This is a genomic window from Streptomyces alkaliterrae, assembly GCF_007097205.2.
In the GTDB taxonomy this organism is placed as follows: Bacteria; Actinomycetota; Actinomycetes; order Streptomycetales; family Streptomycetaceae; genus Streptomyces; species Streptomyces alkaliterrae.
Genome location: NZ_VJYK02000039.1, coordinates 1 through 25,789, shown reverse-complemented (window position 1 = coordinate 25,789; position 25,789 = coordinate 1). Strand labels below are relative to the sequence as shown.

General features: G+C 72.3%; 27 protein-coding genes. 18 read left to right on the top strand and 9 right to left on the bottom strand.

What is annotated here, in order from left to right; genetic code table 11:
• Positions 1-24 precede the first annotated feature (24 nt).
• Entirely contained in the window at positions 25-591 is a 567-nt protein-coding gene (locus FNX44_RS05905; RefSeq protein WP_143646896.1) for a GNAT family N-acetyltransferase, read from the bottom strand.
• A gap of 166 nt (positions 592-757) precedes the next feature.
• Positions 758-1,729, bottom strand: coding sequence for a DUF368 domain-containing protein (locus tag FNX44_RS05900; protein ID WP_143646895.1), 972 nt, complete (start codon positions 1,727-1,729; stop codon positions 758-760).
• 277 nt (positions 1,730-2,006) lie between these two features.
• Here FNX44_RS05900 and FNX44_RS05895 point away from each other — a divergent pair, with 277 nt between their 5' ends.
• Entirely contained in the window at positions 2,007-3,746 is a 1,740-nt protein-coding gene (locus tag FNX44_RS05895) for a threonine/serine exporter family protein (protein ID WP_143646899.1), read from the top strand.
• A 233-nt stretch (positions 3,747-3,979) separates the two neighbouring features.
• On the opposite strand, the gene FNX44_RS05890 is transcribed toward FNX44_RS05895, so the two are convergent.
• Positions 3,980-4,471, bottom strand: a complete 492-nt coding sequence (locus FNX44_RS05890; RefSeq protein ID WP_143646894.1) for an inorganic diphosphatase — start codon at positions 4,469-4,471, stop codon at positions 3,980-3,982.
• A 102-nt stretch (positions 4,472-4,573) separates the two neighbouring features.
• Here FNX44_RS05890 and dacB point away from each other — a divergent pair, with 102 nt between their 5' ends.
• From dacB to FNX44_RS05835, 11 genes are all read left to right on the top strand, one after another.
• Positions 4,574-6,151: a D-alanyl-D-alanine carboxypeptidase/D-alanyl-D-alanine endopeptidase gene (dacB, locus tag FNX44_RS05885; RefSeq protein ID WP_143646893.1), complete on the top strand. Its 1,578-nt coding sequence runs from the start codon at positions 4,574-4,576 to the stop codon at positions 6,149-6,151.
• A gap of 523 nt (positions 6,152-6,674) precedes the next feature.
• Positions 6,675-7,922: a zinc-dependent metalloprotease gene (locus FNX44_RS05880; RefSeq protein WP_228449688.1), complete on the top strand. Its 1,248-nt coding sequence runs from the start codon at positions 6,675-6,677 to the stop codon at positions 7,920-7,922.
• A gap of 179 nt (positions 7,923-8,101) precedes the next feature.
• Positions 8,102-9,313 (top strand): tRNA lysidine(34) synthetase TilS, encoded by a 1,212-nt coding sequence (gene tilS, locus FNX44_RS05875; RefSeq protein WP_143646892.1) that lies wholly within the window; start codon positions 8,102-8,104, stop codon positions 9,311-9,313.
• A gap of 52 nt (positions 9,314-9,365) precedes the next feature.
• Positions 9,366-9,905 (top strand): hypoxanthine phosphoribosyltransferase, encoded by a 540-nt coding sequence (gene hpt, locus FNX44_RS05870; RefSeq protein WP_143646891.1) that lies wholly within the window; start codon positions 9,366-9,368, stop codon positions 9,903-9,905.
• Between the two features lie 230 nt (positions 9,906-10,135).
• Positions 10,136-12,181 (top strand): ATP-dependent zinc metalloprotease FtsH, encoded by a 2,046-nt coding sequence (gene ftsH / locus FNX44_RS05865; RefSeq protein ID WP_228449687.1) that lies wholly within the window; start codon positions 10,136-10,138, stop codon positions 12,179-12,181.
• A 157-nt stretch (positions 12,182-12,338) separates the two neighbouring features.
• Positions 12,339-12,944, top strand: a complete 606-nt coding sequence (folE, locus tag FNX44_RS05860; RefSeq protein ID WP_143646890.1) for a GTP cyclohydrolase I FolE — start codon at positions 12,339-12,341, stop codon at positions 12,942-12,944.
• Positions 12,945-13,194: 250 nt separating this feature from the next.
• Positions 13,195-14,076: a dihydropteroate synthase gene (gene folP, locus FNX44_RS05855; RefSeq protein ID WP_143646889.1), complete on the top strand. Its 882-nt coding sequence runs from the start codon at positions 13,195-13,197 to the stop codon at positions 14,074-14,076.
• Entirely contained in the window at positions 14,073-14,564 is a 492-nt protein-coding gene (locus FNX44_RS05850) for a nuclear transport factor 2 family protein (protein WP_143646888.1), read from the top strand. The genes folP and FNX44_RS05850 overlap by 4 nt, the downstream gene beginning before the upstream one ends.
• Before the next feature lie 315 nt (positions 14,565-14,879).
• The gene (gene folB / locus FNX44_RS05845; RefSeq protein WP_143646887.1) at positions 14,880-15,239 is read left to right on the top strand and encodes a dihydroneopterin aldolase; all 360 of its coding nucleotides are present in this window, start codon (positions 14,880-14,882) and stop codon (positions 15,237-15,239) included.
• On the top strand, positions 15,236-15,844 hold the full coding sequence (gene folK / locus FNX44_RS05840) for a 2-amino-4-hydroxy-6-hydroxymethyldihydropteridine diphosphokinase (RefSeq protein ID WP_143646886.1): 609 nt from the start codon (positions 15,236-15,238) through the stop codon (positions 15,842-15,844). Before folB ends, folK begins: the two co-directional genes overlap by 4 nt.
• Before the next feature lie 64 nt (positions 15,845-15,908).
• Positions 15,909-16,400, top strand: coding sequence for a DUF3180 domain-containing protein (locus FNX44_RS05835; protein WP_143646885.1), 492 nt, complete (start codon positions 15,909-15,911; stop codon positions 16,398-16,400).
• A 48-nt stretch (positions 16,401-16,448) separates the two neighbouring features.
• Here FNX44_RS05835 and FNX44_RS05830 read toward each other — a convergent pair whose 3' ends face one another.
• The gene (locus tag FNX44_RS05830; protein ID WP_143646884.1) at positions 16,449-16,958 is read right to left on the bottom strand and encodes a methylated-DNA--[protein]-cysteine S-methyltransferase; all 510 of its coding nucleotides are present in this window, start codon (positions 16,956-16,958) and stop codon (positions 16,449-16,451) included.
• A gap of 76 nt (positions 16,959-17,034) precedes the next feature.
• Positions 17,035-18,228 (bottom strand): betaine/proline/choline family ABC transporter ATP-binding protein, encoded by a 1,194-nt coding sequence (locus FNX44_RS05825; protein WP_143646883.1) that lies wholly within the window; start codon positions 18,226-18,228, stop codon positions 17,035-17,037.
• 41 nt (positions 18,229-18,269) lie between these two features.
• On the opposite strand from FNX44_RS05825, the gene FNX44_RS05820 reads away from it, so the two are divergent.
• The 3 genes from FNX44_RS05820 to FNX44_RS05810 are packed head-to-tail and all read left to right on the top strand — an operon-like array spanning position 18,270 to position 20,703.
• Positions 18,270-18,977: an ABC transporter permease gene (locus FNX44_RS05820; RefSeq protein ID WP_143646882.1), complete on the top strand. Its 708-nt coding sequence runs from the start codon at positions 18,270-18,272 to the stop codon at positions 18,975-18,977.
• 1 nt (position 18,978) lies between these two features.
• Positions 18,979-19,695 carry an ABC transporter permease gene (locus tag FNX44_RS05815; protein ID WP_143646881.1) on the top strand — a complete coding sequence of 239 codons (717 nt, stop codon included), beginning with the start codon at positions 18,979-18,981 and terminating at the stop codon, positions 19,693-19,695.
• Positions 19,696-19,737: 42 nt separating this feature from the next.
• Positions 19,738-20,703: an ABC transporter substrate-binding protein gene (locus FNX44_RS05810; RefSeq protein WP_323369074.1), complete on the top strand. Its 966-nt coding sequence runs from the start codon at positions 19,738-19,740 to the stop codon at positions 20,701-20,703.
• Between the two features lie 10 nt (positions 20,704-20,713).
• Here the strand turns inward: FNX44_RS05810 and FNX44_RS05805 are convergent, their stop codons facing one another.
• The 4 genes from FNX44_RS05805 to FNX44_RS05790 all read right to left on the bottom strand — a co-directional run bounded on the left by FNX44_RS05805 (position 20,714) and on the right by FNX44_RS05790 (position 23,495).
• Complete coding sequence (locus FNX44_RS05805; RefSeq protein ID WP_143646880.1) at positions 20,714-21,211, bottom strand: hypothetical protein; 498 nt, start codon at positions 21,209-21,211, stop codon at positions 20,714-20,716.
• Positions 21,212-21,749: 538 nt separating this feature from the next.
• Positions 21,750-21,935, bottom strand: coding sequence for a hypothetical protein (locus FNX44_RS05800; RefSeq protein ID WP_143646879.1), 186 nt, complete (start codon positions 21,933-21,935; stop codon positions 21,750-21,752).
• Positions 21,932-22,159 (bottom strand): hypothetical protein, encoded by a 228-nt coding sequence (locus tag FNX44_RS05795; protein WP_143646878.1) that lies wholly within the window; start codon positions 22,157-22,159, stop codon positions 21,932-21,934. Before FNX44_RS05795 ends, FNX44_RS05800 begins: the two co-directional genes overlap by 4 nt.
• An 88-nt stretch (positions 22,160-22,247) precedes the next feature.
• On the bottom strand, positions 22,248-23,495 hold the full coding sequence (locus FNX44_RS05790) for a helix-turn-helix domain-containing protein (protein WP_143646877.1): 1,248 nt from the start codon (positions 23,493-23,495) through the stop codon (positions 22,248-22,250).
• Positions 23,496-23,639: 144 nt separating this feature from the next.
• Between FNX44_RS05790 and FNX44_RS05785 the strand changes: the two genes are divergently transcribed.
• The 3 genes from FNX44_RS05785 to FNX44_RS05775 form a co-directional block, all read left to right on the top strand.
• On the top strand, positions 23,640-24,206 hold the full coding sequence (locus tag FNX44_RS05785) for a class IV adenylate cyclase (RefSeq protein ID WP_143646876.1): 567 nt from the start codon (positions 23,640-23,642) through the stop codon (positions 24,204-24,206).
• Between the two features lie 175 nt (positions 24,207-24,381).
• Positions 24,382-24,816, top strand: coding sequence for a GNAT family N-acetyltransferase (locus FNX44_RS05780; protein ID WP_323369073.1), 435 nt, complete (start codon positions 24,382-24,384; stop codon positions 24,814-24,816).
• Between the two features lie 86 nt (positions 24,817-24,902).
• Positions 24,903-25,789: ATP synthase subunit B family protein (locus FNX44_RS05775; protein WP_143646874.1), on the top strand; the 887-nt coding region annotated here is incomplete at its 3' end.

Sequence of the window (25,789 nt, the reverse complement as noted above, 5' to 3'; positions counted from 1 at the left end):
ACGGACGGGGGCGGCGGGTCGGGTCTAGGTCAGCGGGAGCAGCATCATCGTGTAGCGGGCGCCGTCGTCGCCGCGTATGGCGCCGACGGGGCGGTAGCCCCACGCGGCGTACGCGGCGCGGGCGGGGTCGGCGTCGGTGCGGACGTTGAGCAGGACGCGTTCGGCGGGAACGTCCGCCAGCAGGGTCTCGTGGAGGCGGCGGGCGACGCCCCGGCCACGCCAGGGGGCGCGGACCGCCAGTTCGAGCAGGGCGAAGGTGCGGCGGCCGTCCTCGTGGGCCAGGTCCGCGGGCGCGGGTTGCAGGAGGCGGTCCCACCAGGCGTCGTCGGCGGCCAGCGAGCGGCCGAAGGCGATGCCGACCGGTTCGGGGTCGGCGGCCCGGAGGCCGCCGGTGGCGGCGAGGGCGGAGCGGAAGCCGGGCGCCCGGGTCTGCTCGGTGAAGTCGGAGAAGGCGCCGGCGATCGTCTCGGGGGTCTCCCGGTACGGCGGTTCGGCGAACGTCTCCGCGTAGACCTGCCGGAACGCCGCCTCGGCGCGCGCGGTGGCCGGACCGTCGAGGCGTTCGACGCTGGCGACGGGCGGCGCTGTCATCCGGAGGTTCCCTTCAGCGCGTCGTAGCTCTGTACGGGGTTACCCGGCCCGGCGGCGCCCATGCGGCCACGGGGCCGGGGTCACTCCCAGGAGGGAGCGCGCGTGGTGAGGCGCGGGTGCGTGCCCAAGAGGGCGCGCGAGGCGCGGGAGCGGCAGGCGCGCCTCGTCAGACGCGGGCGTGTCGGCGGCGGCGCTGCGTGGGCGGGTTGCCGGGGCCGCCGGCGGCCCGTTCGCGGGAGCGCTTGAGCCGCATCTCCACGATGATCGAGACGGCGACGATCGCGAAGCCGAGCGCCATGAGCGAGAAGGTGAGGGGGACGCCGTCGCCGGGGGCGTACATGTTGCGGTCGTCGTCCTGCCAGGGCCACAGGGCGCGCAGGGAGCCGGCCATCAGGCCGGTCATGACGACGAGCGTCGTGTGGTGGTAGTTCTCCAGCAGCCATTTGAGCAGCTTCACGAAGACCGCGAGGCCGACCGTGCAGCCGAGGCCGAACGCGGCGAGCAGGCCGAGGTCGCGGCTGTTGGCGGCGTCGATGACGGGCTGGTAGAGGCCCATGGTGAGCAGGATGAAGGAGCCGGAGAGGCCGGGCAGGACCAGCGCGCAGATGGCGACGGAGCCGCCGAGGAAGAGCGTCAGCGGGTTGCCGCTGGTCTCCGACGGCGGCATCCCGGTCACCACGAAGGCGGCGATGCCGACGGCACCGGCGAGCAGGTAGTTGCCGGCCTTCCAGCGCTGGCCGGAGTGGCTGTAGGGCACCCAGAGCGAGGCCAGGACGAGGCCGAGGAAGAGCGCGAAGGCGTACTGCTGGTGGCTCTCGACGAGCGGTGCCACCAGCTTGGCGCCCAGGACGAGGGCGCAGGCCATGCCGATGAGCATCGGTACGACGACCGGCCAGTCGACGTTGCGCAGCTCGTCGCGGGCACGGGTGGCGCCGCGTCCGCGCGGCAGGTCGGAGGCCGCGTAGCGGATCGCGGTGGTGATGTGCCCGGCGCCGCCGATCAGCTTCTCGTAGGCGCCGATGATCAGGGCGACCGTGCCGCCGCTGACCCCGGGGACGACCTCGACGACACCGATGAGGGCGCCCCGGAACACGTTGAAGGCTCGTGCGCCGACGGAAGTGTTGGTCGTGGTCGACATGATCTCCAGTTTCCCCAGGGCCCCACGGGCGGTCGAACGGCCTTCATCCTATGCTGCGGCTGTCGGCTGGCCGTTCGGGTCGACCGTACGTTTGCGGTGTGGGTAACCGCCTCTTCCCGGGTACGTGATCTCGTGTTCGGGTGGCTGCTGTCGGGTGTCGACGGCAGCGGAAACGGTTCAGCGGCAGAGGAGAGTCAAGCCGAAAGTGGCCGGGGACGAGCGCAGCGAGCCGGAGCGGAACGCCGGGCGGGACGTCGGGCGGGACGTCGGGCCGGAGGTGCCGGACGCGCCGCCGGACCCGTCCGGCGGTGAGCAGCCGTGGGCGGACGAGCGGGACGAGGACGGCAAGCCGCTCAGCGACGAGGCGCACAGCGCGTTCACGCCGCCGCTCGGCGTCCCGCTGCCGCCGCCCCCGGCCGAGGAGCACCCCACTTCGGAGTTCGCCCTGCCGGCCGGTCTGCGTCCACTGGAACCCGACATCTCGGACGAGCACCCGACGTCGGAGTTCGCCGTCCCCGAGGGCGTCCGCCCGCCGGAGGCGGAGTCGGCGGGCAGTGTGTCGCAGTTCACGCCGGTCAGGGGCGTGCCGACGGTCGGGCCGCTGGCCCGCCAGTACGCGCCCTGGCAGGACCGGATGCGCACGATGGTCCGGATGCCGCTGGCCGAGCGGCCGGCGCCGCCGGAGGAGACCGTCGCGCGGCGGGAGGGCGACGAGGAGACCGGCCCGGCCGCGCCGAGGGTGCTCGACCTGACGTTGCGTATCGGCGAGCTGCTGCTGGCCGGCGGCGAGGGCGCGGAGGACGTCGAGGCGGCGATGTTCGGCGTCGCGCACGCCTACGGCCTGGACCGCTGCGAGCCGACCGTCACGTTCACCCTGCTGTCGGTGACGTACCAGCCGTCGCTGGTCGACGACCCCGTCACGCTCAGCCGCACCGTGCGCCGCCGGGGTACCGACTACACCCGGTTGGCGGCGGTGTTCCGCCTGGTCGACGACATCACGTCCTCCGAGGTCACGCTGGAGGAGGCGTACCGGCGGCTGGCGGAGATCCGACGCAACCGGCACCCGTTCAGCAAGAACGAGCTGACGGTCGCCGCCGGGCTGCTGGCGGGCGCGGCGGCCACCCTGGTCGGCGGCGGGCCGATCGTCTTCGTCCTGGCGGCGGTGGGCGCGATGCTCGGCGACCGGCTGGCGTGGGCGCTGTCGAGTCGCGGACTGCCGGAGTTCTACCAGTTCGTCGCGGCGGCGATGCCGCCCGCCGCGATGGGCGTGATGGTGACGACGGTGACGCACCCGCTCTTCGACGACGTGCGGGCGTCGGCGGTGATCACCGGCGGACTGTTCGCGCTGATCCCCGGGCGGGCGCTGGTGGCGGCCGTGCACGACGGCCTCACCGGCTACTACATCACCGCCTCGGCCCGCCTCCTGGAGGTCGTGTACCTCGTCGTGGGCATCGTGGTCGGCGTGCTCGCGGTGCTGTACCTGGGGGAGCAGTTCGGGCCTGGCTTCAACCCGGACGCGGTGTACGCCAGGCGGCGGCCGGTGACGCAGTTGTTCGCGGCGATGCTGCTGACGTTCTCGTTCTGCGTGATGCTCCAGCAGGAGCTGCGCACGGTGGCGTGGGCGACGCTGAACGGGGGTGTGGCGTGGCTGGTCTTCGGATCGCTCGCCCACACCGGCGGGATCGACCCGGTGCCGGCGACGTTCGCCGCCGCCGGGCTGGTGGGGCTGTTCGGACAGCTGCTCTCCCGCTACCAGTCGGCGTCGTCGATGCCGTACATCACGGCGGCCATCGGCCCGCTGCTGCCCGGTAGCGCCACGTACTTCGGTCTGCTCGGCATCGCGCAGGGGCACATGGACAGGGGCTTCCAGCACCTGGCGACTGCCGCCGCGCTGGCGCTGGCCATCGCCATCGGAGTGAATCTGGGCGGCGAACTCGCGCGGCTGTTCATCAAAGCGCCGGGGCTCGAGACGCCGCTGCCGGGCCGACGCGGGGCGAAACGCACGAGGGGCTTCTGACGAGGGGCTTCTGACGCGGGGCGAGTGGGGCGCGCGACGTGGGGCGCGCATCGGCTGCTGCGCGCTGCTCGTGCGCGTCGTGGCCGCGCCCGGAGGGGCGTGCGTGCTCCCGTTGCACGCCCCTCGCCGCACACCCGGCGCACACGACAACGGGGTGGGCGCCGCCGCGTGGCGGTACCCACCCCGTACGTCACAGCCGGGAACGTCGCGAACGTCCGGCGGGACACGGCGGCTCAGTGGCCGCCGTTGGCCTCCAGCCGCTTGATGGAGGCCTCGATCTCGGCCTCCGCCTCGGTGCGGCCGACCCAGTTGGCGCCCTCGACGGACTTGCCGGGCTCCAGGTCCTTGTAGACCTCGAAGAAGTGCTGGATCTCCAGGCGGTCGAACTCCGACACGTGGTGGATGTCCCGCAGGTGCTCCATGCGGGGGTCGGACGCCGGGACGCACAGCAGCTTGTCGTCGCCGCCGGCCTCGTCGGTCATCCGGAACATGCCGATCGCGCGGCACTTGATGATGCAGCCGGGGAAGGTCGGCTCGTCCAGCAGGACAAGCGCGTCCAGCGGGTCCCCGTCCTCGCCCAGCGTGCCGTCGACGTAACCGTAGTCGGCCGGGTACACGGTCGAGGTGAACAGGTGACGGTCCAGTCGGATACGACCGGTCTCGTGGTCGACCTCGTACTTGTTCCGCGACCCCTTCGGGATCTCGATGGTGACGTCGAACTCCACTGGGAGGCTCCTCCGTGATCAACACATGTGTCTGGTGGTTAAGTGTCCCCCACGCAGGTGTGTGCTAGCGAAAGGGGCTGGTCCGGAGTGCGCGGTTCGCCCATGAACAGGTGGGTTCGTTCACTGGACGCGGTCGACCGGCCGATCCGGACCGTCCGACTCCGCTGGCGGACGACGCCCCCGCGACAGCGTCGTACCTGGCAGACGGCGACGGGGGCCGCAGCCGTCGGCCTGGCCGCCGCCCTGACGGCGGTGGCCGCGACAGGGCCGTGGGACTCAGGCCAGCGTAAGGCCGAACGGGCCTGGGCGGCCGAGCAGGAGGCCGACAGTGGCCAGGGCCACACCGACGACGGCCGCGGCGGCCGTCCCGGCACCGCGCCCGGGGAGGGGCCAGCCGACGGCACCGACGGCAAGGCGAAGGGCGCCGACCCCGCGCCCAGCGCGGAACCGGTGCTCGCCGCACTCGGCGACCGCGCCGCCGCCCCCAGCGAGAAGGGCCTGGACAAGGCGCTGCGCCCGCTGCTGAAGAAGTACGAGGGCAAGGCGCTCGGCAAGCGCACCACCGTCTCCGTGGTGGACGTCGGCACCGGCCGGGAACTGTTCTCCGCCGGCGGCGGGGAACCCGTCGTGCCCGCGTCCACGATCAAGCTCGCCACAGCCGCCGCCGCCCTCAGCGCGCTCGGTGGCGAGCACCGCATCCCCACCCGCGCCGTGTGGGACGCCCGCGACGACCGGGTCGTGCTCGTCGGCGGCGGCGATCCGACGCTCACCGAGTCGCAGCTGGAGGCACTGGCGGCGGACACCGCCAAGGCCGTGCGCTCCCGCGGCCTGAAGCCGCGCAGCGTCGGCTACGACGTCACCGGCTACGACGGCCCCCAGCAGCACCCCATCGGGGTGAACGACAACATCGCGCCGCTCACCCCGCTGATGCTCAACGCCGCCCGCGTCGACGACTCCACCAGGGGCCCGGCACCGCGCGCGGCCAACCCGGCGGCGGACGCGGCCGTCGCCTTCGCCACGATGCTGCGCGACAACGGCGTCGACACCGACCGCACGGTCAAGGCCGAGGCCCCGGCCGGCTGGAACCGCGCCAAGGGCGGCGCCGACGGCCGCGCGCTGCTGGCCGAACACCGCTCGGCTCCCCTGGCGGAACTGGTCGAACGCATGCTGCTGCACAGCGACAACGACCTCGCCGAGGCGCTGGCCCGGCAGACCGCCATGGCCGCCGGGAAACCGGCCGACTTCGCGGGCACGGAGAAGGCGGTCAAGGCCCGCCTCGCCGCTCTGGACCTGCCGGTGGAGCGGATGCGCCTGGTCGACGGCAGCGGGCTCAGCCGCGGCGACCGGCTCTCCACCCGCTTCCTGGCGACCCTCCTCGCGCGGGCCGCCGACGAGCGCCGCCCCGAACTGCGCCCGGTGCTCACCGGGATGCCGGTCGCCGGCTTCACCGGCACGCTGGGCGGTCGCTACGACACGCCGGACGCCGCCGACGGCGCCGGCCTGGTGCGGGCCAAGACCGGCACGCTGACCGGCGTGAACTCCCTGGCCGGCACGGTGGTGGACGCCGACGGCCGGCTGCTGTCCTTCGCCTTCGTCACCACCGGCACCGCCGACCCGCGCGCCGCGCAGAACGCCCTGGACACCATGGCCGCGACCATCGCCCGCTGCGGCTGCCGCTGACACGCCGGAGGCACACCACAGCGCCGCCGGCGCGCCGGGCGCGCCGTGCCGCGGCCGGTCCGGGCGCGCCGGGCCGCTGCCGCGCCGGTTCCGTGCCGCGGCCGGTCCGGTGCCGCCGCCGTGTCGGGCGTGTGCCGAACTCCGTTGCGGTCGCGCCGCGGCCGTGCCTGGTCCGGTGCCGCCATCGCGCGCCGCCGTGGCAGGTGAGTGCCACCGCAGTGCCAGTCCCGTGGCAGCCCCGCGTCGGGCGCGGCCCGCGGCGGGCACGCGCCGCCTTGTCGGGCCGTGCCGCGCTCCGTGGCATACCCGGCTCGCGCCGCACGTTCCGTTCCTCCGCCCGTTCCTCCGCGTCCCTCCGGCGCGTCCTCGCAGCCGGTCGGTCGATGGCCGCCGGGTGTCCCGCGACGGCCCGGTGGCCGTGCGTCTCCAAGCGGGCGGGCTTCCGCCCGCCCTCGCGGGGCGGGCCGCGGAGGGTTGTCCACAGGCTCCCGCGTCCGCGCGGCGGACGCCGTACGGTGAAGTCATGACGAGTATGGGGAGCACAGGCGGCGACGAGGGTCGGAGCGAGGGCGACGACGTGAACCCCCCGAACTCCGGGGCCCCCGGCGGGAACGGGCGCGCGGGCGCCGCCGGGGCCGCCGCGCGGACGGTCGACTGGGAGCTGGCGACGGCGACCGCGATCCGGATGGTCCGTCCGGGGCCGCAGGTCACCCGGGCGGAGGCCCGGGCCGTCGTGGCCGAGCTGCGCGAGCACGCGCGTTCGTCGGAGGATCACGTACGCGGTTTCACGGGCCTGACGCCGGCGGGCGCGGCGGCGGACACCCCGGTGCTGGTGGTGGACCGGGCCGGCTGGATCCGGGCGAACGTGGCCGGTTTCCGGGAGCTGCTCACGCCGTTGCTGACGAAGATGCGGGAGCGCCGGGCGAGGATGCCCGGCGGCACGGTGCTCGGCGCGGTCGGCGGCAAGATCACCGGCGTCGAGGTCGGGATGCTGTTGTCGTTCATGGCCTCCCGGGTGCTCGGCCAGTACGAGACGTTCGCCCCGCCGGGCCCCGGCCTGCCGGGCGGTCCGGGCGGTGGCCGGCTGCTGCTGGTCGCGCCGAACATCGTGCACGTCGAGCGGGAGCTGGACGTCGATCCGCACGACTTCCGGTTGTGGGTGAGCCTGCACGAGGAGACGCACCGCACGCAGTTCACCGCCGTGCCGTGGCTGCGGGACCACCTGGAGGGCGAGATCCAGGCGTTCCTCGGCGAGACGGAGCTGGACCCGTCGCTGCTCATGGAGCGGCTGCGGGAGATCGCGCAGAACGTCACCGGTGCCCGCCCGGAGGGTGAACGTGGCGAGAGCGAGGCTGACGGCGTCGACCGGGGCGGGCGGAGCATCGCCGACCTCGTGCAGACGCCCGCGCAGCGCGACATCCTCGACCGGCTGACGGCCGTGATGTCCCTGCTGGAGGGCCATGCGGACTACGTGATGGACGGCGTCGGGCCGGAGGTCGTGCCGTCGGTCACGGAGATCCGGGAGAAGTTCCAGAGGCGGCGTCAGGCCGGCGCGGGGCGGCTCGACCAGGTGCTGCGCAAGGTTCTCGGACTGGACGCGAAGCTGCGTCAGTACAAGGATGGCGAGCGCTTCGTCCGGACGGTGGTGGACGAGGTCGGCATGGCCGGATTCAACCGGGTGTGGACGTCACCGAACACACTGCCGACGCGGGCGGAGATCACCAAACCGGCGGACTGGGTCGCAAGGGTGCACCGGAGGCCGGAACCGTGAGCCCGAAATGACCTGTGAATCACCCTTCCGAGGGACCGTCGGGCCGTCGGCGCGCGTGCGATGCTCTGAGCAGTCATCCATCTCTGTCACCATCGACGCACTCAGCGTGACAATCGCTTGTGCCGGCCTCGCCGTACCACGGGCCGGCCGCCCCGCCTTCCCGAGGAAGTGAAACGGACATGGGTCCACATCCCGCGGTCGCCGCGATACGCCTGGCGGTTCGCCGCGTACTCCACGACGTGCTCGACGAAGCACTCACCCGCTCACCGGACCACGCGCGCCGCCCCTCCGCCCGCCGCCCGGGGGAGCCGACCGGCGAGCGGGCGGGGCAGCGGCCGGGGGCGGCCGGTACGCCGCTCGTCCTGGCCGCCTGCTCCGGCGGCGCCGACTCCATGGCCCTCGCCTCCGCCCTCGCCTTCGAAGCGCCCCGCCTCGGGCTGCGGGCCGGCGGCGTCACCGTCGACCACGGCCTCCAGGCCGGTTCCGCCGAGCGGGCCGCCGAGGTCGCCGAGCGGCTGACGGCGATGGGACTGGAGCCCGTCGAGGCGGTCACGGTCACCGTCGGCCGGGGAGCGGGCCCCGAGGCCGCCGCCCGCGCCGCCCGCTACGCCGCGCTGGACGCCGTCGCCGAACGCGCCGGCGCCGCCGCCGTGCTCCTCGGCCACACCAGGGACGACCAGGCCGAGACGGTCCTTCTCGGGCTCGCCCGTGGCTCCGGCACCCGCTCGCTGGCAGGTATGGCCGCCGTCACCGGCTCCGGCGCGGCGCCCGCGCCGCTCGGCCCGCTCGGCGGCCCCGCCGACGGCTCGTCCGCCGATCCGGCCGCCGGCCCGGCGAGCCGCCGCTACCGGCGGCCGTTCCTGGCGATCGACCGGCAGACCACCCGCCGGGCCTGCATGGTCCAGTCCCTGCCCGTCTGGGACGACCCGCACAACACCGATCCCGCCTACACCCGCTCCCGGGTGCGGCACGAGGCCATGCCGATACTGGAGAAGGCGCTGGGCAAGGGCGTCATCGAAGCGCTCGCCCGGACGGCCCAGCTCGCCAGGGACGACGCCGACGCGCTGGACGCCTGGGCGGCGGACGCCGAGCGCTCGGTGCGGGTGCCGTTCCAGGGCGACCGGCTCACCCGCGACGCCGAGTCGGCCCCGGGCTCCGCCGTGCTGGACGTCAACCGGCTGTACGCGCTGCCGCCGGCGGTGCGGCGCCGGGTGCTGCGTCGCGCCGTGCTCGCCGCCGGCGCCCCGGCCGGCTCGCTGTTCGCCCGGCACATCGAGGAGGCCGACCGGCTGATCACCGCCTGGCGCGGCCAGAAACCCCTCAACCTGCCCGGGCGGGTGGAGGTTCGACGCCGGGGTGGCACACTGGTCATTCGGCAGAGCGACATCTGAGCGCGTACCGAGCGACGACTGAGAGCAGCTGCACAGCGTGAATGAGAAGGACATGGGCGCCGACCTTCAGTCGGTGCTCATCACCAAGGAAGAGATCGACGCCAAGCTGGCCGAGCTGGCCGCGAAGATCGACGCGGAGTACGCGGGCAAGGACCTCCTCATCGTCGGTGTCCTCAAGGGCGCCGTCATGGTGATGGCCGACCTGGCGCGGGCGTTGTCCAGCCCCGTCACCATGGACTGGATGGCGGTGTCCTCCTACGGGGCCGGCACCCAGTCCTCGGGCGTGGTCCGCATCCTCAAGGACCTGGACACCGACATCAAGGGCCGGCACGTCCTGATCGTCGAGGACATCATCGACTCCGGCCTGACGCTGTCGTGGCTGCTGTCGAACCTCGGCTCCCGGGAGCCCGCCTCGCTGAAGGTGTGCACGCTGCTGCGCAAGCCGGACGCGGCGAAGGTCGACATCGACGTCGAGTGGGTCGGTTTCGACATCCCGAACGAGTTCGTCGTGGGCTACGGGCTCGACTACGCGGAGAAGTACCGGAACCTGCCGTTCGTCGGCACGCTCGCTCCGCACGTCTACGGCGGCTGACGACCGCGGTCGGCGGTCGGGCCTGCCCGCGGAGGCAGGCCCCGGCCCCCGCCCCCGGCCCGTCCGACGGCCGGGCCGGGAACATCCCGCCCCGTCCCGCCGTTGGAGCAGGGGAGGGGGCGGATCAACGCGCCCGGCGACATCGGGCCACAATGCTGGGGTACCGTCCGAGGGTCGGTCTTTTCAACTCACTTTGGCAGGAGGGACGGGGCGCACGCCGCCTCGTGTGGATGGACGTGAAGCGATACTTCCGTGGGCCGGTCATGTGGATCGTGCTGGCCGTCCTTGCCGTGGTCGTGTTGATGCAGGTCGTCAGCTCTTCCGAGGGCTTCAAGACGGTCGACACCGGTCAGGTCGTCCAGGCGATCAACGAGAACAAGGTCAAGTCGGCCAAGCTCACCACCGGCGACGAGCAGACGATCGAGATCGAGCTCAAGGACGGCAACGAGGTCGAGAACAGCAACAAGGTCAAGGCCAGCTACATCGACGAGCAGGGTGCCGAGCTCGCCAAGACACTGCAGTCCAAGTACCAGGACAAGCAGCTCACCGACGGCTACACCGTCTCGCCGAAGAAGCAGAACCCGTTTGTCGGGATGCTGCTCTCCCTCCTGCCCTTCCTGCTGATCATCATCGTCTTCCTGTTCCTGATGAACCAGATGCAGGGCGGCGGCTCCCGGGTGATGAACTTCGGCAAGTCGAAGGCGAAGCTGATCACCAAGGACACGCCGAAGACGACGTTCGCCGACGTGGCCGGTTCCGACGAGGCCGTCGAGGAGCTCCACGAGATCAAGGAGTTCCTGCAGGAGCCCGCGAAGTTCCAGGCCGTCGGCGCCAAGATCCCCAAGGGCGTGCTGCTGTACGGCCCGCCCGGTACCGGTAAGACGCTGCTCGCCAGGGCCGTCGCCGGTGAGGCCGGGGTGCCGTTCTACTCGATCTCCGGTTCCGACTTCGTGGAGATGTTCGTCGGTGTCGGCGCCAGCCGGGTCCGCGACCTCTTCGAGCAGGCCAAGGCCAACGCCCCGGCCATCGTCTTCGTCGACGAGATCGACGCCGTCGGCCGGCACCGCGGCGCCGGTATGGGCGGCGGCCACGACGAGCGCGAGCAGACGCTGAACCAGCTGCTCGTCGAGATGGACGGCTTCGACGTCAAGGGCGGCGTCATCCTCATTGCGGCCACCAACCGGCCCGACATCCTCGACCCGGCGCTGCTGCGCCCGGGCCGTTTCGACCGCCAGATCGCCGTCGACCGCCCCGACATGCAGGGCCGGCTGGAGATCCTGAAGGTCCACCAGAAGGGCAAGCCGGTCGCGCCCGACGTCGACCTGGGCGCGGTCGCCCGCCGCACCCCCGGCTTCACCGGCGCCGACCTGAACAACGTGCTCAACGAGGCCGCGCTGCTGGCCGCCCGGGCCGACGCCAAGCTGATCGACAACAAGTTCCTGGACGAGGCGATCGACCGCGTCGTGGCCGGCCCGCAGAAGCGGACCCGGATCATGAGCGACAAGGAGAAGAAGATCACCGCGTACCACGAGGGCGGGCACGCCCTGGTCGCGGCGGCCTCCCCGAACTCCGACCCGGTCCACAAGATCACGATCCTGTCCCGGGGCCGCGCGCTCGGCTACACCATGGTCCTCCCCGAGGAGGACAAGTACTCGACCACGCGCAACGAGATGCTGGACCAGCTCGCCTACATGCTCGGCGGCCGTGCCGCCGAGGAACTGGTCTTCCACGACCCGACGACGGGCGCGGCCAACGACATCGAGAAGGCCACCGCCACCGCCCGCGCGATGGTCACCCAGTACGGCATGACCGAGCGGCTGGGCGCGATCAAGTTCGGCTCCGACCAGTCCGAGCCCTTCCTCGGCAAGGAGATGGCCCACCAGCGGGACTACTCCGAGGAGGTCGCCGGCCTCGTCGACGAAGAGGTCAAGAAGCTGATCGAGACCGCGCACAACGAGGCGTGGGAGATCCTGGTCGAGAACCGGGACGTGCTGGACAACCTCGTCCTGGCGCTCCTGGAGAAGGAGACCCTCGGCAAGGAGGAGATCGCCGAGATCTTCCGCCCGATCGTCAAGCGCCCCGCTCGCCCGGCCTGGACCGGCTCCGCCCGCCGCACACCCTCCACCCGTCCGCCGGTCGCTTCCCCGAAGGAGCTGGCGCTGAGCAACGGCGCCTCGCTGGAGAAGGCGCCGCCGGAGCACGGCAAGACGATCGGCCCGACGGAGAGCGGCCCGGTCGAGCCCCGTCCCGCCCCGGAGCCGCACGGCGAACTCTGAGCCCCTGGCCCGCCGGGCACCCCGCGAAGCTCCCAGGCGGGGAACTCCCGGGTAAGAGGCCCAGCTCACAGGGCAGCAGGAACATCGGCCGCGTCCCCCAGGTTTACCCTGAGGGACGCGGCCTTATCGCCGCAGGTAGCAGAAGTGAGGCACTCCCATGACCGACCCGGTGACGCTGGACGGCGAAGGCACGATCGGCGAGTTCGACGAGAAGCGGGCCGAGAACGCCATCCGCGAGCTGCTCATCGCCGTCGGCGAGGACCCCGACCGCGAGGGCCTGCGGGAGACGCCGGCCCGGGTGGCCCGCGCCTACCGCGAGATATTCGCCGGCCTCTGGCAGCGCCCGGAGGACGTGCTGACCACCACGTTCGACCTCGGCCACGACGAGATGGTGCTGGTCAAGGACATCGAGGTGCTCAGCTCCTGCGAGCACCACCTGGTCCCGTTCGTCGGCACGGCCCACATCGGCTACATCCCCTCCTCCAGCGGCAAGATCACCGGCCTGTCGAAGCTCGCCCGGCTGGTCGACGTCTTCGCCCGCCGCCCGCAGGTGCAGGAGCGGCTGACGACGCAGATCGCCGACTCGCTGATGCGCATCCTGGAGCCGCGCGGCGTGATCGTCGTGATCGAGTGCGAGCACATGTGCATGACGATGCGCGGAGTCCGCAAGCCCGGAGCCAAGACGCTGACGTCGGCCGTGCGCGGCCAGCTGAGGGACGCCGCGACCCGCTCCGAGGCGATGAGCCTCATCATGGCCCGCTGACGGGCCCCTGCGGGCGGCCCGCTGACGGGCCCCTGCGGGCGGCCCGCCGACACGCCCCCGACGAGACACGTCCGGCACGTCCGGCTGTCCCTGAGGCGCTGCCCGTCGCGGCTGTTCCCGGCTCCACACCGCCGTCCCGTCGCCCCTGGCACCTGCCGGAACCCGCGTCCCGGGCTTGTCGTGCCGGCGCCGCTGACGGGGCTCCGGTACCTCGGGAGGACGGCCTCCGGCGGGGGCCTAGGGTGGGGGCATGAGTGCTGAGCGGCTAACGGTTGCCGGGCTTCCCGCCTGGGGGCGCTGTGCGGTGATGGGCGTTGTCAACGTCACGCCCGACTCCTTCTCCGACGGCGGTCGCTGGTTCGACACGACGGCGGCGATCAAGCGCGGTCTCGACCTGGTGGCGCAGGGCGCCGACCTGGTCGACGTCGGCGGCGAGTCGACCCGCCCCGGCGCCACCCGCGTCGACGAGGACGAGGAACTGCGCCGGGTCGTCCCCGTGGTGCGCGGCCTGGCGGCCGACGGGGTCGTCGTCAGTGTCGACACCATGCGGGCGAGCGTGGCGGAGCAGGCCGTCGCGGCCGGTGCCCGCCTCGTCAACGACGTCAGCGGCGGCCGCGCCGACCCCCGCATGGTGCCCGTGGTGGCCGACGCCGGGGTGCCGTTCGTGGTGATGCACTGGCGCGGTCAGTCCGTCGACATGAACGACCGCGCCGTCTACGCCGACGTCGTCACCGAGGTCCTCGACGAGCTGCGGGCCGCGCTCGACCAGGCCGTCGCGGGCGGCATCAGCCTGGACCGGGTGGTCGTCGACCCGGGCCTGGGCTTCGCCAAGAACGCCGAACACGACCTGGCGCTCGTCGCCTCGCTGGGCCGCCTCCGGCGGGAGCTGGGCCGTCCGCTGCTGGTGGCCGCCTCCCGCAAGCGCTTCCTCGGCCGGGTGCTGGCCGCCGACGGAGAGGCCGCTCCGCCGCCCGCGCGGGAACGCGACGCGGCGACGGCCGCCGTGACGGCGCTGGCCGCCCGGGACGGCGCCTGGGCCGTCCGGGTGCACGAGGTGCGGGCCAGCGCGGACGCCGTCCGCGTGGTGCGGGCCGTGGACGCCGCCGGCGAGGCGGCGGGGGGAGACCGGTGACCGGTTCCGGAGCGGATGTCGCGGCCGTCGAGGCCGCCAACACCGCGCTTTACGAGGCACTGGAACGCGGCGACCTGGAGACCCTGGGGGAGCTGTGGGCCGGCGGCGCGCAGGACGTCGAGGTCGCCGACGGCGACGTGAGCGTCGTCCACCCCGGCTGGCCGGTGCTCCTCGGCCGTTCGGAGGTGCTGCGCTCCTACGCGCTGATCATGGCGAGCACCGAGTACATCCAGTTCTTCCTCACCGACGTGGAGATCTCCGTCCTCGGCGACACCGCCCTCGTGACGTGCACGGAGAACATCCTCAGCGGCGGCCCGGCCGAGGAGGACGGCTCGGTGGGCCCGCTGATCGGCGGTCTTGTCGTGGCGACCAACGTGTTCCACCGCGGCGCCGACGGGGAATGGCGGCTGTGGGCGCGGCACGGCTCCCCGGTCCTCGTCGAGCAGGACGACGAAGGTCCGGAGCCGGACGAACCTCTGGAGGACTGACCGGGCACCACGACCGGCCCCGCCGCGGAGCCCCCTTCGGGGCCCTCGCCCGTCACCCTGCCCGCCCGGACTCACCCGTCGGGGTGTGTGGCGAGAACAACAGGAGTGGCACCGCCGCCTTCCGGGTAGGCGGCCCTGCGCTGGTAGAAGCGGTGCGCACACCGCCCGTACGGCTCGTGGCCACCCCCCAGGGACGGGGTGTTCAGGGTGCGTGGGTAGATTCGAGCGCGGCCCGCGCCCGCGCGGCGCCCACCAGAACCCTGAAGAGACGACCCGAGAAGACGAGTGGACGAGGACGAGGAGTGTGACGCGCCGATGGACCGAGTCGCCGTGCGCGGCCTGAGGGCCAAGGGGCATCACGGGGTCTTCGAACGGGAACGAGAAGAGGGACAGCTCTTTGTCGTCGACGTGGAGATGGCCGTCGACACGCGGGCCGCGGCCGCCGACGACGACCTGACCCGTACCGTCCACTACGGAGTCGTCGCCGAGGAGGTCGTCGGGATCATCACCGGTGAACCGGTCGACCTGATCGAGACGCTGGCGCAGCGGATCGCCGACCAGTGCCTGACCCACGAGGCGGTGCGGGAGGTCGAGGTCGTCGTGCACAAGCCCGACGCGCCGATCACCGTCCCCTTCGACGATGTGACCATCACGATCAAGCGGAGCCGATCATGACACCACCGAACAGTGACCCGACAGTGCAGCCGGTGCCCGCTTCGGTGGTCCGCCAGGTCGACGCCGCCGACATCACGCTGAGCAATCCCAAACGCGCCGTGATCTCCATCGGCAGCAACCTCGGCAACCGCCTGGAGACCCTTCAGGGCGCCATCGACGCGCTGGAGGACACCCCGGGCGTACGGGTGAAGGCGGTCTCGCCGGTCTACGAGACCGAGCCGTGGGGCGTCGAGCCCGGTTCCCAGCCGAGCTACTTCAACGCCGTCGTGCTCATCAAGACGACCCTTCCGCCGGCCTCCCTGCTGGAACGCGGCCAGGCCATCGAGGAGGCGTTCGAGCGGGTACGCGACGAGCGCTGGGGCCCGCGCACGATCGACGTGGACATCGTCTCCTACCAGGACGTCGTCTCCAGCGACCCGACGCTGACCCTGCCGCACCCCCGGGCGCACGAGCGCGCGTTCGTCCTGGTGCCGTGGCACGACGTCGACCCCGCCGCCGAGGTACCCGGCCGCGGGCCGGTCTCCGACCTGCTCGCCGAGATCGGCGGGGACGGCACCCGCGGCGTCGAGGTCCGCACCGACCTGGAACTCGTCGTCCCCGAGTAGCCGTCCACCACACCGGTACGCCGCCGCACCCGCGCCCCCAGGACACAAGGACACCGAACGACTCGTGAAGCAACTGCGCATCCGCACCCTCGTCGGGATCTTCGCCGCCGCCGCGGTCCTGTCCTGGGGCGGGTCGCGGCTGTGGGACGCGCTGGACAGCCTGCCCGCCGTCCCGCTCCTCGCGCCGGTCGTGCTGGCGCTGATCGCCGTCGTGCTGCTGGCTACGACGTTCTCGCTGCGCTCCCGGCTGCGCGCCCAGCGGGAACGCCGTCCCGTCGCCAAGCCCGTCGAGCCGATGATGGCGGCGCGCGCCGTGGTCTTCGGGCAGGCCAGCGCGCTGGTGGCGGCGCTGGTCGGCGGCGTCTACGGCGGCGTCGGCGTCTTCATCGCGACCTCCCACCTCGCGGACGTGCCGGCCCGTCGCGACCAGGCGCTGTACGCGGCGCTGTCCGTCGTCGCGGCGGCGGCGGTGGTCGCCGTCGCACTGTGGCTGGAACGCGTCTGCCGCATCCCCGAGGGCGACGACGAGGACGGACCGACCCCGTCCGCTGCCTGAGACTGCCTCCGCTGGTCGGCCGGCCGGGCGGCCTGAAACCCCGGCCGGTCAGCCGGCCGCGAGCTGGCCCCGCTCCAGCGCCAGCAGGCGCTCCTTCCGGTCCAGCCCCCCGGCGTAGCCGGTGAGCGAACCGCCGCCGCCCACCACCCGGTGGCACGGCACGATGACGCTCACCGGGTTCCGCCCGTTCGCCGCGCCGACCGCCCGGGCCGCGCTCGGCCGGCCGATACGGGCCGCCAGCTCGCCGTACGTGATCGTCCGGCCGTAGGGGATCTTCCGCAGCTCGGCCCAGACCGTCTGCTGGAACTCCGTCCCGGCCGCCCGCACGGGCACGCTGAACTCCGTCCGCTCCCCGGCGAAGTACTCCGCCAGCTCGGCGATCACCCGGTCGAACGCGGCTGCGTCCCGGCGGCCGAACGACTCGACGGGCGGCCGGTGCCGGTGCTCGCTCATGTAGACGGCGGACAGCACGCCTTCGGTGGCCACCAGGGTCAGCGGCCCGATGGGGCTGTCCACCACGGTGTGGGTGCGGTTCTGCTGCTCGTCTGTGTTCCTCACGCAGTCCAGTATCGACCCCCGCCGACGCCCGCACTGGCGGAAATCGGACACCGCCTCGGCCGGCCGGCCCGATGTCCTACACGTCGGTGACCGTCTCCAGCCGGACGTCCGCGCGCGCCACGTCCCGCGCCTCCGCGTCGATGGACCGGCGCAGCGCCTCGTGCAGCCGCCCCGGCGTGAGCACCCCGGCGAAGCGGTCGCCGTCCAGTACCGCGATCCAGCCCGCGTCGTGCTGGAGCATCCGGCTGAACGCCTGCTTCAGCGGCGCCCCCAGCGGCAGCCACGCCTCCATCCGCCGCGCGTGGTCGCCGACCGTGCCGCCCGGCGAACCGGCCAGCGACTCCGCCGACACCCAGCCGTGCAGCCCGCCGTCCCCGTCCAGCACCACCGCCCAGCGCGCGCCGTCCGCCCGCAGCCGCTCGGCCGCGCGCGTCGAGACGTCGTCGAGCCGGACCACCGGCGGCTGCTCCAGATCGCCGACCTCGATCGGCGTCACCGACAGCCGCTTCAGCCCCCGGTCCGCGCCGACGAAGTCCGCCACGTACGGCGTCGCCGGGGCGCCCAGCACCCGCGCCGGCGGGTCCAACTGCTCGATGCGCCCGTGCCCGTACACGGCGATGCGGTCGCCGAGGCGCACCGCCTCCTCGATGTCGTGCGTGACAAAGAGGACCGTCTTGCGCACCTCGGCCTGGAGCCGCAGGAACTCGTTCTGCAGATGCTCCCGCACCACCGGGTCGACCGCGCCGAACGGCTCGTCCATCAGCAGCACGGGCGGATCGGCCGCCAGCGCCCTTGCCACACCCACCCGTTGCCGCTGCCCACCGGACAGCTGGTCCGGATACCGGTCCCCGTACACCGACGGGTCCAGGCCCACCAGCTCCAGCAGCTCGGCGGCCCGCCGCCGCCCCTTCGCCCGCTGCCAGCCCAGCAGCCGGGGCACGGTCGCGGTGTTCTCCAGCACCGTCTTGTGCGGGAACAGACCCACCTGCTGGATGACGTAACCGATGTGCCGCCGCAGCCGCACCGGGTCCACGGCGCGGATGTCCTCCCCGTCCAGCAGGATGCGGCCCTCGCTCGGTTCGATCAGCCGGTTGACCATCTTCATCGTGGTCGTCTTGCCGCAGCCCGACGGGCCGACCAGCGTCACCAGCTCGCCCTCGGCTACCTCGAACGACAGGTCGTCCACGGCCGTCGTGCCGTCCGGGTAACGCTTCGTCACGTTCTCGAAGACGATGAAGCGACCGTTGCGCTCCCGCTGCTGCTCAGCCATGGTCCCTCATTCTGTCAGTGCCACGGGTTAGGGTCGCGGACGTGATGTCGAAGGGCTGTCTCGCCGCCAACGACTGGATCTGCGGCGAGTATCTACGGACGCGCGGACAGGAGCTGACCGACGCGACGATCCAGCACGTCGGCATCACCGCCGCCGCCGTGGGCATCGGACTGCTCGTGGCGCTGCCGCTGGCGGTCGCCGCCCGACGCTGGCGCCCGGTCGCGCCGCCCCTGCTCGCGCTCACCACCATTCTCTACACCGTGCCGTCGCTCGCGATGCTCGCCCTCCTCGTGCCGATACTCGGCATCTCCGTCTCCGTCGTGATCACGGCCCTGGTGCTGTACTCCCTCACGATCCTGCTGCGGAACATCCTCGCCGGCCTGGAAGGCGTGCCGGAGGAGGTGCGCGAGGCCGCCCGGGGCATGGGCTACGGCCCGCTGCGCCTCCTCCTCACCGTCGAACTCCCGCTCGCCGTCCCCGCCCTGATGGCCGGCGTGCGCATCGCCACGGTCTCCACCATCGCCATGACCACCGTCGGCGGCATCATCGACTTCGGAGGTCTCGGCAACCTGCTGTTCTCCGGCCTCGACAGCGTCTTCAAGGCCCAGGTGCTCACCGCCTCCGTGCTGTGCGTCGCGCTCGCCGTCCTCGCCGACGTGCTGCTACTCGGCGTACAGCGGCTGCTCACGCCCTGGACCAGAGCACGCGCCGCCACCGCCGTCGCCCCACACCGCACGAGGGCCGCCTGACATGGACGTGATCGAAGAAGCCTGGACCTGGCTGACCACAGGCTCCAACTGGACCGGAGACGGCGGTGTCTGGCAACGCCTCGGCGAACACCTCTACCTGACCGCCCTCTGCCTCCTCATCGCCGCCGCCATCGCTCTGCCGATCGGCCTGTGGCTCGGCCACATCGGCCGGGGCGGCGCCCTCGCCACCAACATCGCCGGCATCGGTCGCGCGGTCCCCACCCTCGCCGTCCTCATCCTCCTCACGGTCAGCCCGCTCGGCCGCAGCGAGCTGTGGCCCACCCTCATCGCGCTGGTCCTCTTCGCGATCCCACCGCTGCTGACCAACGCCCACCTCGGCGTACGCGAGGCCGACCAGAACGTCGTCGAGGCCGCGCGCGGCATGGGCATGTCCGGCGGCCAACTCCTTGGGCGCGTCGAACTCCCCCTCGCCTACCCGATGCTGATGACCGGCGTCCGGTCCGCGACCGTCCAGGTCATCGCCACGGCCACCCTCGCCGCCATCGCCGGCGGCGGCGGACTCGGCCGCATCATCACCGACGGCTTCAGTACCTACCGCACCCCGCAGGTCGTCGCCGGCGCCGTCCTCGTCGCCGCGCTGGCACTCCTCGTGGAAGGCGCGCTGGTGATCGCCGCACGCCTCCTCGACCCCATGCGCGGCCGACACCGCCGCACCGAACCCGTCGCGGCCCCCGTCCCCGTGGCCGCCACCACCTGACCTCACCCGTACGTCGTCGCCGACCCAGGAGCTGACCCACCCGTGACCGCGATACTGTCCTCCACCGGACGTGCCCGCCGCGCCGGCGCCACGGCGCTCGGCGCCGCCGCCCTGCTCACCGCGCTCACCGCCTGCGGTGGCGACAGCCTCGAGAAGTCCGGCGGCGAGGGCAGCCTCGTCATCGGCTCCGCCGGCTTCACCGAGTCCGAGATCATGGCCCAGATGTACGCCCGCGTCCTCCGCGACGCCGGCTACAACACCCGCGTCCAGCGCCTGGAGAACCGCGAACTGTACGCGCCCGCCCTGGAGAAGGGCGAAATCGACGTCGTCCCCGAGTACGCCGCCACCCTCGCCGAGTTCCTGAACGCCAAGACCAACGGCGCCGACGCGGCCGCGAAGAAGCCCGTAGCCTCCAACGACGCCGACGCCACGGTCGCCGCGTTGAAGAAGCTCGCCGAACCCCGCGGCCTCACCCCCCTCGCCGCCGGCGACGCCGTCAACCAGAACGCCTTCGCCGTCAGCGCGAAGTACGCCGACAAGCACAACCTCAAGACCCTCAGCGACGTCGGCGCCGCGAAGCTCCGCATCCGCCTCGCCGCCGGCCCCGAGTGTCCCGAACGCCCCTTCTGCCAGCCCGGCCTGGAGAAGACCTACAACGTCGACGTCGCCAAGCTCGACCCCAAGGGCGTCGGCACGGTCGCCGCCAAGCAGTCCGTGCAGAACGGCACCAACGACATGGTCCTCACCACGACCACCGACGCCACCCTCGACGAGTTCGGCCTCGTCCTCCTGGAGGACGACAAGAACCTCCAGAACGCCGACAACGTCCTCCCCGTCGTCAACACCGAGGACGCCGGCGACCAGAAGATCGCCGACACCCTCGACAAGCTCACCCGCGTCCTCACGACCAAGGACCTCACCGCCCTCAACCGCAAGGTCGACGCCGAACGCCAGAAGGCAGCCGACGTAGCCGAGCAGTACCTCAAGTCCAAGAACCTCATCGACTGACCAGACCCCGTCAGCTGACGCGGTACCACTTCGTCGAGCCGTTCGGCTTGTACTGAAGACCTGTCGAACCCGCCTCGCACTCGCCACCCCAGTAGTGGTTGTTCACGTAGGTGGCGCTGGCGATGCGGTACGCGACGAGCTTGTTCACGTCGATCCACGCACCCGAGTCGCCCACGCGGCCGCCCTCGTAGTGGTGGAGACAACCCGCGAGGGCGCCGCCGTACTTACCGTCCATGCCCACGTAGGTGCCGAAGTAGTAGATGTGGTCGGCACCCACCCACTTCCTGCCGTTGTTGAGGATCTTCGCGTTCGTGTAGTTGTAGGTATAGCCCGGCGTGGAGGAGCCGGATGTCTGCCAGTCGGGGGTGTTGGTGTTGTTGGTGTAGAAACAGACGTTGCCGGGCTTGCACCCCTGCACGGTGGTGTTACCCGCCTGGGCCGACCCTCCCAGACCGACCACGAGGCCAAGTGCGGCACCAATGGACAGGATCGCGCTGCTCTTACGCATTCATCCTCCGCTCGACACGATGCGTGCTGCTTGCGCCACATCCTGAGGGGGCTGCCGGTCCGGCGGAACCTAGGACATACCAGGGTCCGTCCGCCGCACAGGCGTGCACCGCCGTCACGGCGGCTCCGCCTGTCGACGGCGAGGTCTCCAGTCGACGCGGGCCGCCGCCGACCGCACGGCTCGGCGCCGCTCACCACGGCACCGTTCCCGGCGCCCACGCCCATGGCCCGCGTCGGGTGCCGCTGAGCGACACCCAACGCGGCGGGGACGGTTCGACGGCCACGTACGGGCGAACCAGTCGACTGGCGTCCCCGTTCAACGGACCCGCGTGGTCCGGCCGCCGCCCGACCGGCCACCCACCCGCCACGACCAACAGCCGACGCCGCCTCACGGCCGTTCCTCCAACCAACTCGCGAGCGGTCGAACAACGGGGGTTCTCATGGGCGGGGCCTTCCGTAGATCGTCTTGCGGCATCGGGTGCAGATGGTGTTCAGGCCCCGCTTCGACAGGCGGGGGTGCGGGCACGCGTCGGTGGGGCTCACTGGACGACCTCTTGGCGGTGGCAGGGGCAGTCGCAGTGCAGGGTCAGCGCTACCTCGTCGTAGTGGGTGCGCACTTCGGTGGGGCCCGGACAGTGGGAGTGGAACAGGAGTGCGGCATCGTCTCGGCGGCTGCGTGCGGCGGTGCACAGTGCGGAGAGGCGCGGCTGGGCGGTGGTGCTCACTGGGCCGGGAAGGTAGGGCGGTCGGTGAGCATCCGGGAGAGCGTGGCGTGCAGGTGCTCTGCCTGGACCCGCGAGAGGACGAGTTTGACGGTGCCTTGGGGCTGGTCTACGTGGAACAGGGCGAGCGGTACTCGGATCTCTCCGGTCTCGCTGTCGCGGGTCGCGCTCGCGGTGCGGCAGGGTGAGGCGTGCCATTGGTTGACGCCGGCCACAGTGACTCCCATCGGTAGACGTTCCGTGTTGTCAGCGTCACCGTAGGGAGTCGGGGTGTGGTGGACAGGGACAGTGTGTCCCTGTCGCTCTTGGTGTCCCCTATGCGGTGGCGGTTACTCCTACCGCTTCGGCTAGTTGGGAGGCCTCCGGGCGGAGCGCGCGTGGAGCCTTCCGCCACAGATCGGCGGCCACCGCTCGGGCCGACGGGGTATAAGCGACGGTCTCGTGAGCGATGGAGTGCGCGATCTTCATGACGTGCAGGGCTGCGGTCCGGTCGCCGCGCTGGAGATGCCCACGGGCCACCTCCACCCAGAGGCGTGCGCGCCGCTCCCGCGAGGGCATCACGTCGGGGTCGATTTCGTCGGCAAGCGAGAGGGCGTGCCCCGCCGCCCGGAGATCGGTCGCGACGGACACCTCGTGGAAGTCGACGTTCGCCCGGCCGAACACGGTGGAGGGGTGGACGTAGGCGGCCGGGAGTGACTTGGCGACCTGGTCGCCCTTGTCCCAGTACCGCCAGGCGTCGCCTTCGCGTCCCTCGCGGGCGGCCGTGACGGCGGCGTGCAGTTGGAGCGCTCCGTAGATGCCACGCCAGTCGTGCGGGGCGTCGTCGAGGTGCGGGCGGATCAGCTCGGCGGCCTCGACCACCACCCGCAGGGCTTCGTCCGGGTACGACGTCTCTCGCAGGATGTTCCCCATGTTCCACGCGGCGGCGGCTATGGCGGCGGGCTGGTCGGCCTGCTGGGCGGCGGTGAGCGCCCGGTCGGCGACGACCCACGCCAGCTCGGGCGGGGCGACGTAGGCGGTTGCCTGCCCGGTGAGTCGGTACACGTCGGACAGCGCCACCAGAGCGGCCCGGCGGGCGTCTCCGTCGAGTGAGCCGGCGGCGGCTTCCGCGTCGCGGATCAGGTCGGGCAGCAGCGCGCCGACCTCCGTGCGGTTGCGTCCGGACGCGTGCCACAGCTTCCACGTCTGGTTGACGCGGCCCTGCAGGGTGGCAGGATCGGCCGGCTCCGCTCCAGCACGAGTGGAAAGGCTGCGGTTCATCACCGCAGCCCAGATCGCGGGCATGGCAGGGTGGTTGAGTCTGCCAAGCGGCACGGGCTGGACGACTTCGGCGGGGCCGCCGGTGATGACGGACAGGTCGGAGACCTGGAGAGCGGCGGCGAGGCGCAGCAGCAGCGTGTGCGACCTGAGTTCGCGGTGTCCTGCTTCGATCTTCTTCAGCCAGTCCGGACCCCGCCCGCAGAGACCGGCGAGGACCGGGCGGGACATACCCCGGGACTCCCGTAGCAGTCGGATGCGCTCACCGGTGGTGAGATCAGCGGGAAGCTCTGTCTGGTCGGACATTCTGACTCCCGTTCTGTGTCGGCACTCAGAACGGTATTCCCCGGGTCACTCCAGGGCACAGCAAACGCCCCCTGAAAAATCGCGCTCGGCTGCATCATTGGCGGGCGGAAGCGAACTCGTAGCGGCGGATATGAGGGGTACTGGGTGATCGAGGCGGAGCGGAAGGCGGTCGTTCGTGAGCCTGTGCGGGTGCGGGCGGCGTTGGAGGAGCGTTCCGGTGGGGAGGGGCTGAGCGAGGTGTACCGGGACACGTACTACGACACTCCGGGCCGGGAGCTGGAGCGTGATGGCCGGGAGCTGCGGGTGCGGATGGTCAGAGGTGGCGGCGGGAGACGGCGTACGGTCCTGACGTACAAGGGCTCGGCGGTGGACGCTGCGACGGGATCGAAGCCGGAGACCGAGACGGTGGTGGATGACAGCGAGGCCATGCACGGGGTGCTTCGCGCGCTCGGCTACGAGGCTGTGATCGAGTTCGAGAAGCGCTGCCTCAATTACCGGTTTGGCTCCGGGGTATGGGAGCTGCTGGCGACGTTGGTCGAGGTGCCGGAGGTGGCGGGGAGCTGGCTGGAGGTCGAGACGATGGCGACCGAGGAGCGGTTGGACGAGGCGTTGGCCGTGGTGCGGGACGTGATGCTTGCTCTTGGAGTGGGCGACGGTGACTTCACGACCGAGCTGTACACCGACGCGGTGGCCGCTGCGCGGCGTGGCTGAGCGTTCGTGTTGCCAGTCGAACGCTCGAAGCCGCCGCGTCTGACGAGGGAGGCACCATTGGCAGTGGCGATCGATCGCTACGAAGCGGACGTGGCGCTGGCCGCCCTTTGATGAGTTCCTACCTGCCTACGAGGAGATCTACGCGGAGCCGCCGTATCTGGAGGGGCCGGACGACGTGGCGGACTTTGTGCCCGGGTACCGGCGTCAGGCGGCCGCGCGTCCCGGCTTCCGGGTCGTTGTCGCCGGACACGGGCAGGACGTCGTGGGCTTCTCGTTCGGCTTCTTCCTCCCGTCGGACACCGGGTGGTGGAGCAACCTGACGCCCGCTCCCGCGCCGGAGGAGACGTTGGAGATCGGTTCCCGTACGTTTGCGGTGATCGAGCTGGCGGTGCGTGAACCGTGGCGGCGGAAGGGAGTGGCCCGGCGCATGCACGCATCGCTGCTGGAGGGCCTGGGGGCGGAACGTGTCACCCTGACCGTCCGCCCTGAACCGGAGGCCGCGCCGGCGCGGCCCGCCTACGAGTCCTGGGGCTACCGGGTGATGGGCCGGACTCGGCCGTGGGAAGGCGCGCCCGTCTACGACCTCATGCTCCGCGACGGTTCCGGGTGACGGGACCGGGGCCGCGGCCGCGGAGGTTCGGGGAGATTTCCCGGTGGTCTCGCGCGGGTTCGGGTGGGCGCGGTAGGTTTCGGGCCATGCCCAGAGGACGTCACCGTCAAGCGCCGCCGCTGCACAAGCTGCTGGTGCCGTCATCGGTCGCCGGCTTCGCGTTTCTGTGCGCCGGCGGCAGCCTGCTGATGGGCGATACCGGGCTGCTACGGGGGGCCGTCTTCGGCGCGGCGGCCGCCGCTGTGACCGGGGCCGTGCTGATGCGGGCCTGGGACCGCGACGCGGGTAAGCGGGTCGGCGAGGTGAAGGCGGCGAAGGCGAGTGCCGCCTGGCAGGCCGACGAGCGTCAGGCGGAGCTTGAGGCGGATATCGAGGAGGCCCGGGAGCTGCGCGGCAAGCTGGAGAAGCTGCTGCGGGCGAAGCGGGCCGAGTTGACGAAGCTGCGGACCGAGCACGCCGCGCTGCTGCGCCGGTACGCGACGGCGGAGACCGAGCGGGCGAGCGCGCTGGAGGGCCGCCGGCAGTTGGCCATCGCGGCCTCCGAGCCGGTGAAGGAGCTGGCGGCGGACACCGCCGACCACCGGCAGCCGTCGGGCGCGCCGAGCCGGCTGACGTATCTGCGCGCGGACGAGGCGTTGAGCAACCTGCGGCGGTACGGGTACCAGCAGGAGCGGCGCCGGCAGGTGGAGGCGGCGGCCGCCGGTGAGGGGCCGGAGAAGCCCGACGACGGCTTCGACTACTTCGGGCCTGGGCGTCCGGAGCAGGACGCCCAGCCGGAGCCGCCGGAGCCGGTGGCCGAGCCGGAGGCGGTGGCGGAGGGCGCCGAGCCGGAGCCTGCCGAGCCCGAGCCCGAGGCGGTGGCGGAGGCCGGCGAGGGGTTGCGGGGGTTGCCGGGGCAGCGGTCGCGGCGGGCGCGGCCCGCCGTGGGCAAGGTCGTCGACCTGGCGGAGGGCGAGTCCGGGCGGGACGAGGG

Coding starts and splice junctions, on each gene's coding strand:
- FNX44_RS05825 (WP_143646883.1), bottom strand. CDS start 18,228: ATGGCTGAGCAGCAGCGGGAGCGCAACGGTCGCTTCATCGTCTTCGAG.
- dacB (WP_143646893.1), top strand. CDS start 4,574: ATGAACAGGTGGGTTCGTTCACTGGACGCGGTCGACCGGCCGATCCGG.
- tilS (WP_143646892.1), top strand. CDS start 8,102: ATGGGTCCACATCCCGCGGTCGCCGCGATACGCCTGGCGGTTCGCCGC.
- FNX44_RS05805 (WP_143646880.1), bottom strand. CDS start 21,211: ATGCGTAAGAGCAGCGCGATCCTGTCCATTGGTGCCGCACTTGGCCTC.
- FNX44_RS05790 (WP_143646877.1), bottom strand. CDS start 23,495: ATGTCCGACCAGACAGAGCTTCCCGCTGATCTCACCACCGGTGAGCGC.
- folK (WP_143646886.1), top strand. CDS start 15,236: ATGACACCACCGAACAGTGACCCGACAGTGCAGCCGGTGCCCGCTTCG.
- folB (WP_143646887.1), top strand. CDS start 14,880: ATGGACCGAGTCGCCGTGCGCGGCCTGAGGGCCAAGGGGCATCACGGG.
- FNX44_RS05905 (WP_143646896.1), bottom strand. CDS start 591: ATGACAGCGCCGCCCGTCGCCAGCGTCGAACGCCTCGACGGTCCGGCC.
- ftsH (WP_228449687.1), top strand. CDS start 10,136: ATGGACGTGAAGCGATACTTCCGTGGGCCGGTCATGTGGATCGTGCTG.
- FNX44_RS05815 (WP_143646881.1), top strand. CDS start 18,979: ATGGACGTGATCGAAGAAGCCTGGACCTGGCTGACCACAGGCTCCAAC.
- FNX44_RS05795 (WP_143646878.1), bottom strand. CDS start 22,159: ATGGGAGTCACTGTGGCCGGCGTCAACCAATGGCACGCCTCACCCTGC.
- FNX44_RS05900 (WP_143646895.1), bottom strand. CDS start 1,729: ATGTCGACCACGACCAACACTTCCGTCGGCGCACGAGCCTTCAACGTG.
- FNX44_RS05880 (WP_228449688.1), top strand. CDS start 6,675: ATGACGAGTATGGGGAGCACAGGCGGCGACGAGGGTCGGAGCGAGGGC.
- hpt (WP_143646891.1), top strand. CDS start 9,366: ATGGGCGCCGACCTTCAGTCGGTGCTCATCACCAAGGAAGAGATCGAC.
- folP (WP_143646889.1), top strand. CDS start 13,195: ATGAGTGCTGAGCGGCTAACGGTTGCCGGGCTTCCCGCCTGGGGGCGC.
- folE (WP_143646890.1), top strand. CDS start 12,339: ATGACCGACCCGGTGACGCTGGACGGCGAAGGCACGATCGGCGAGTTC.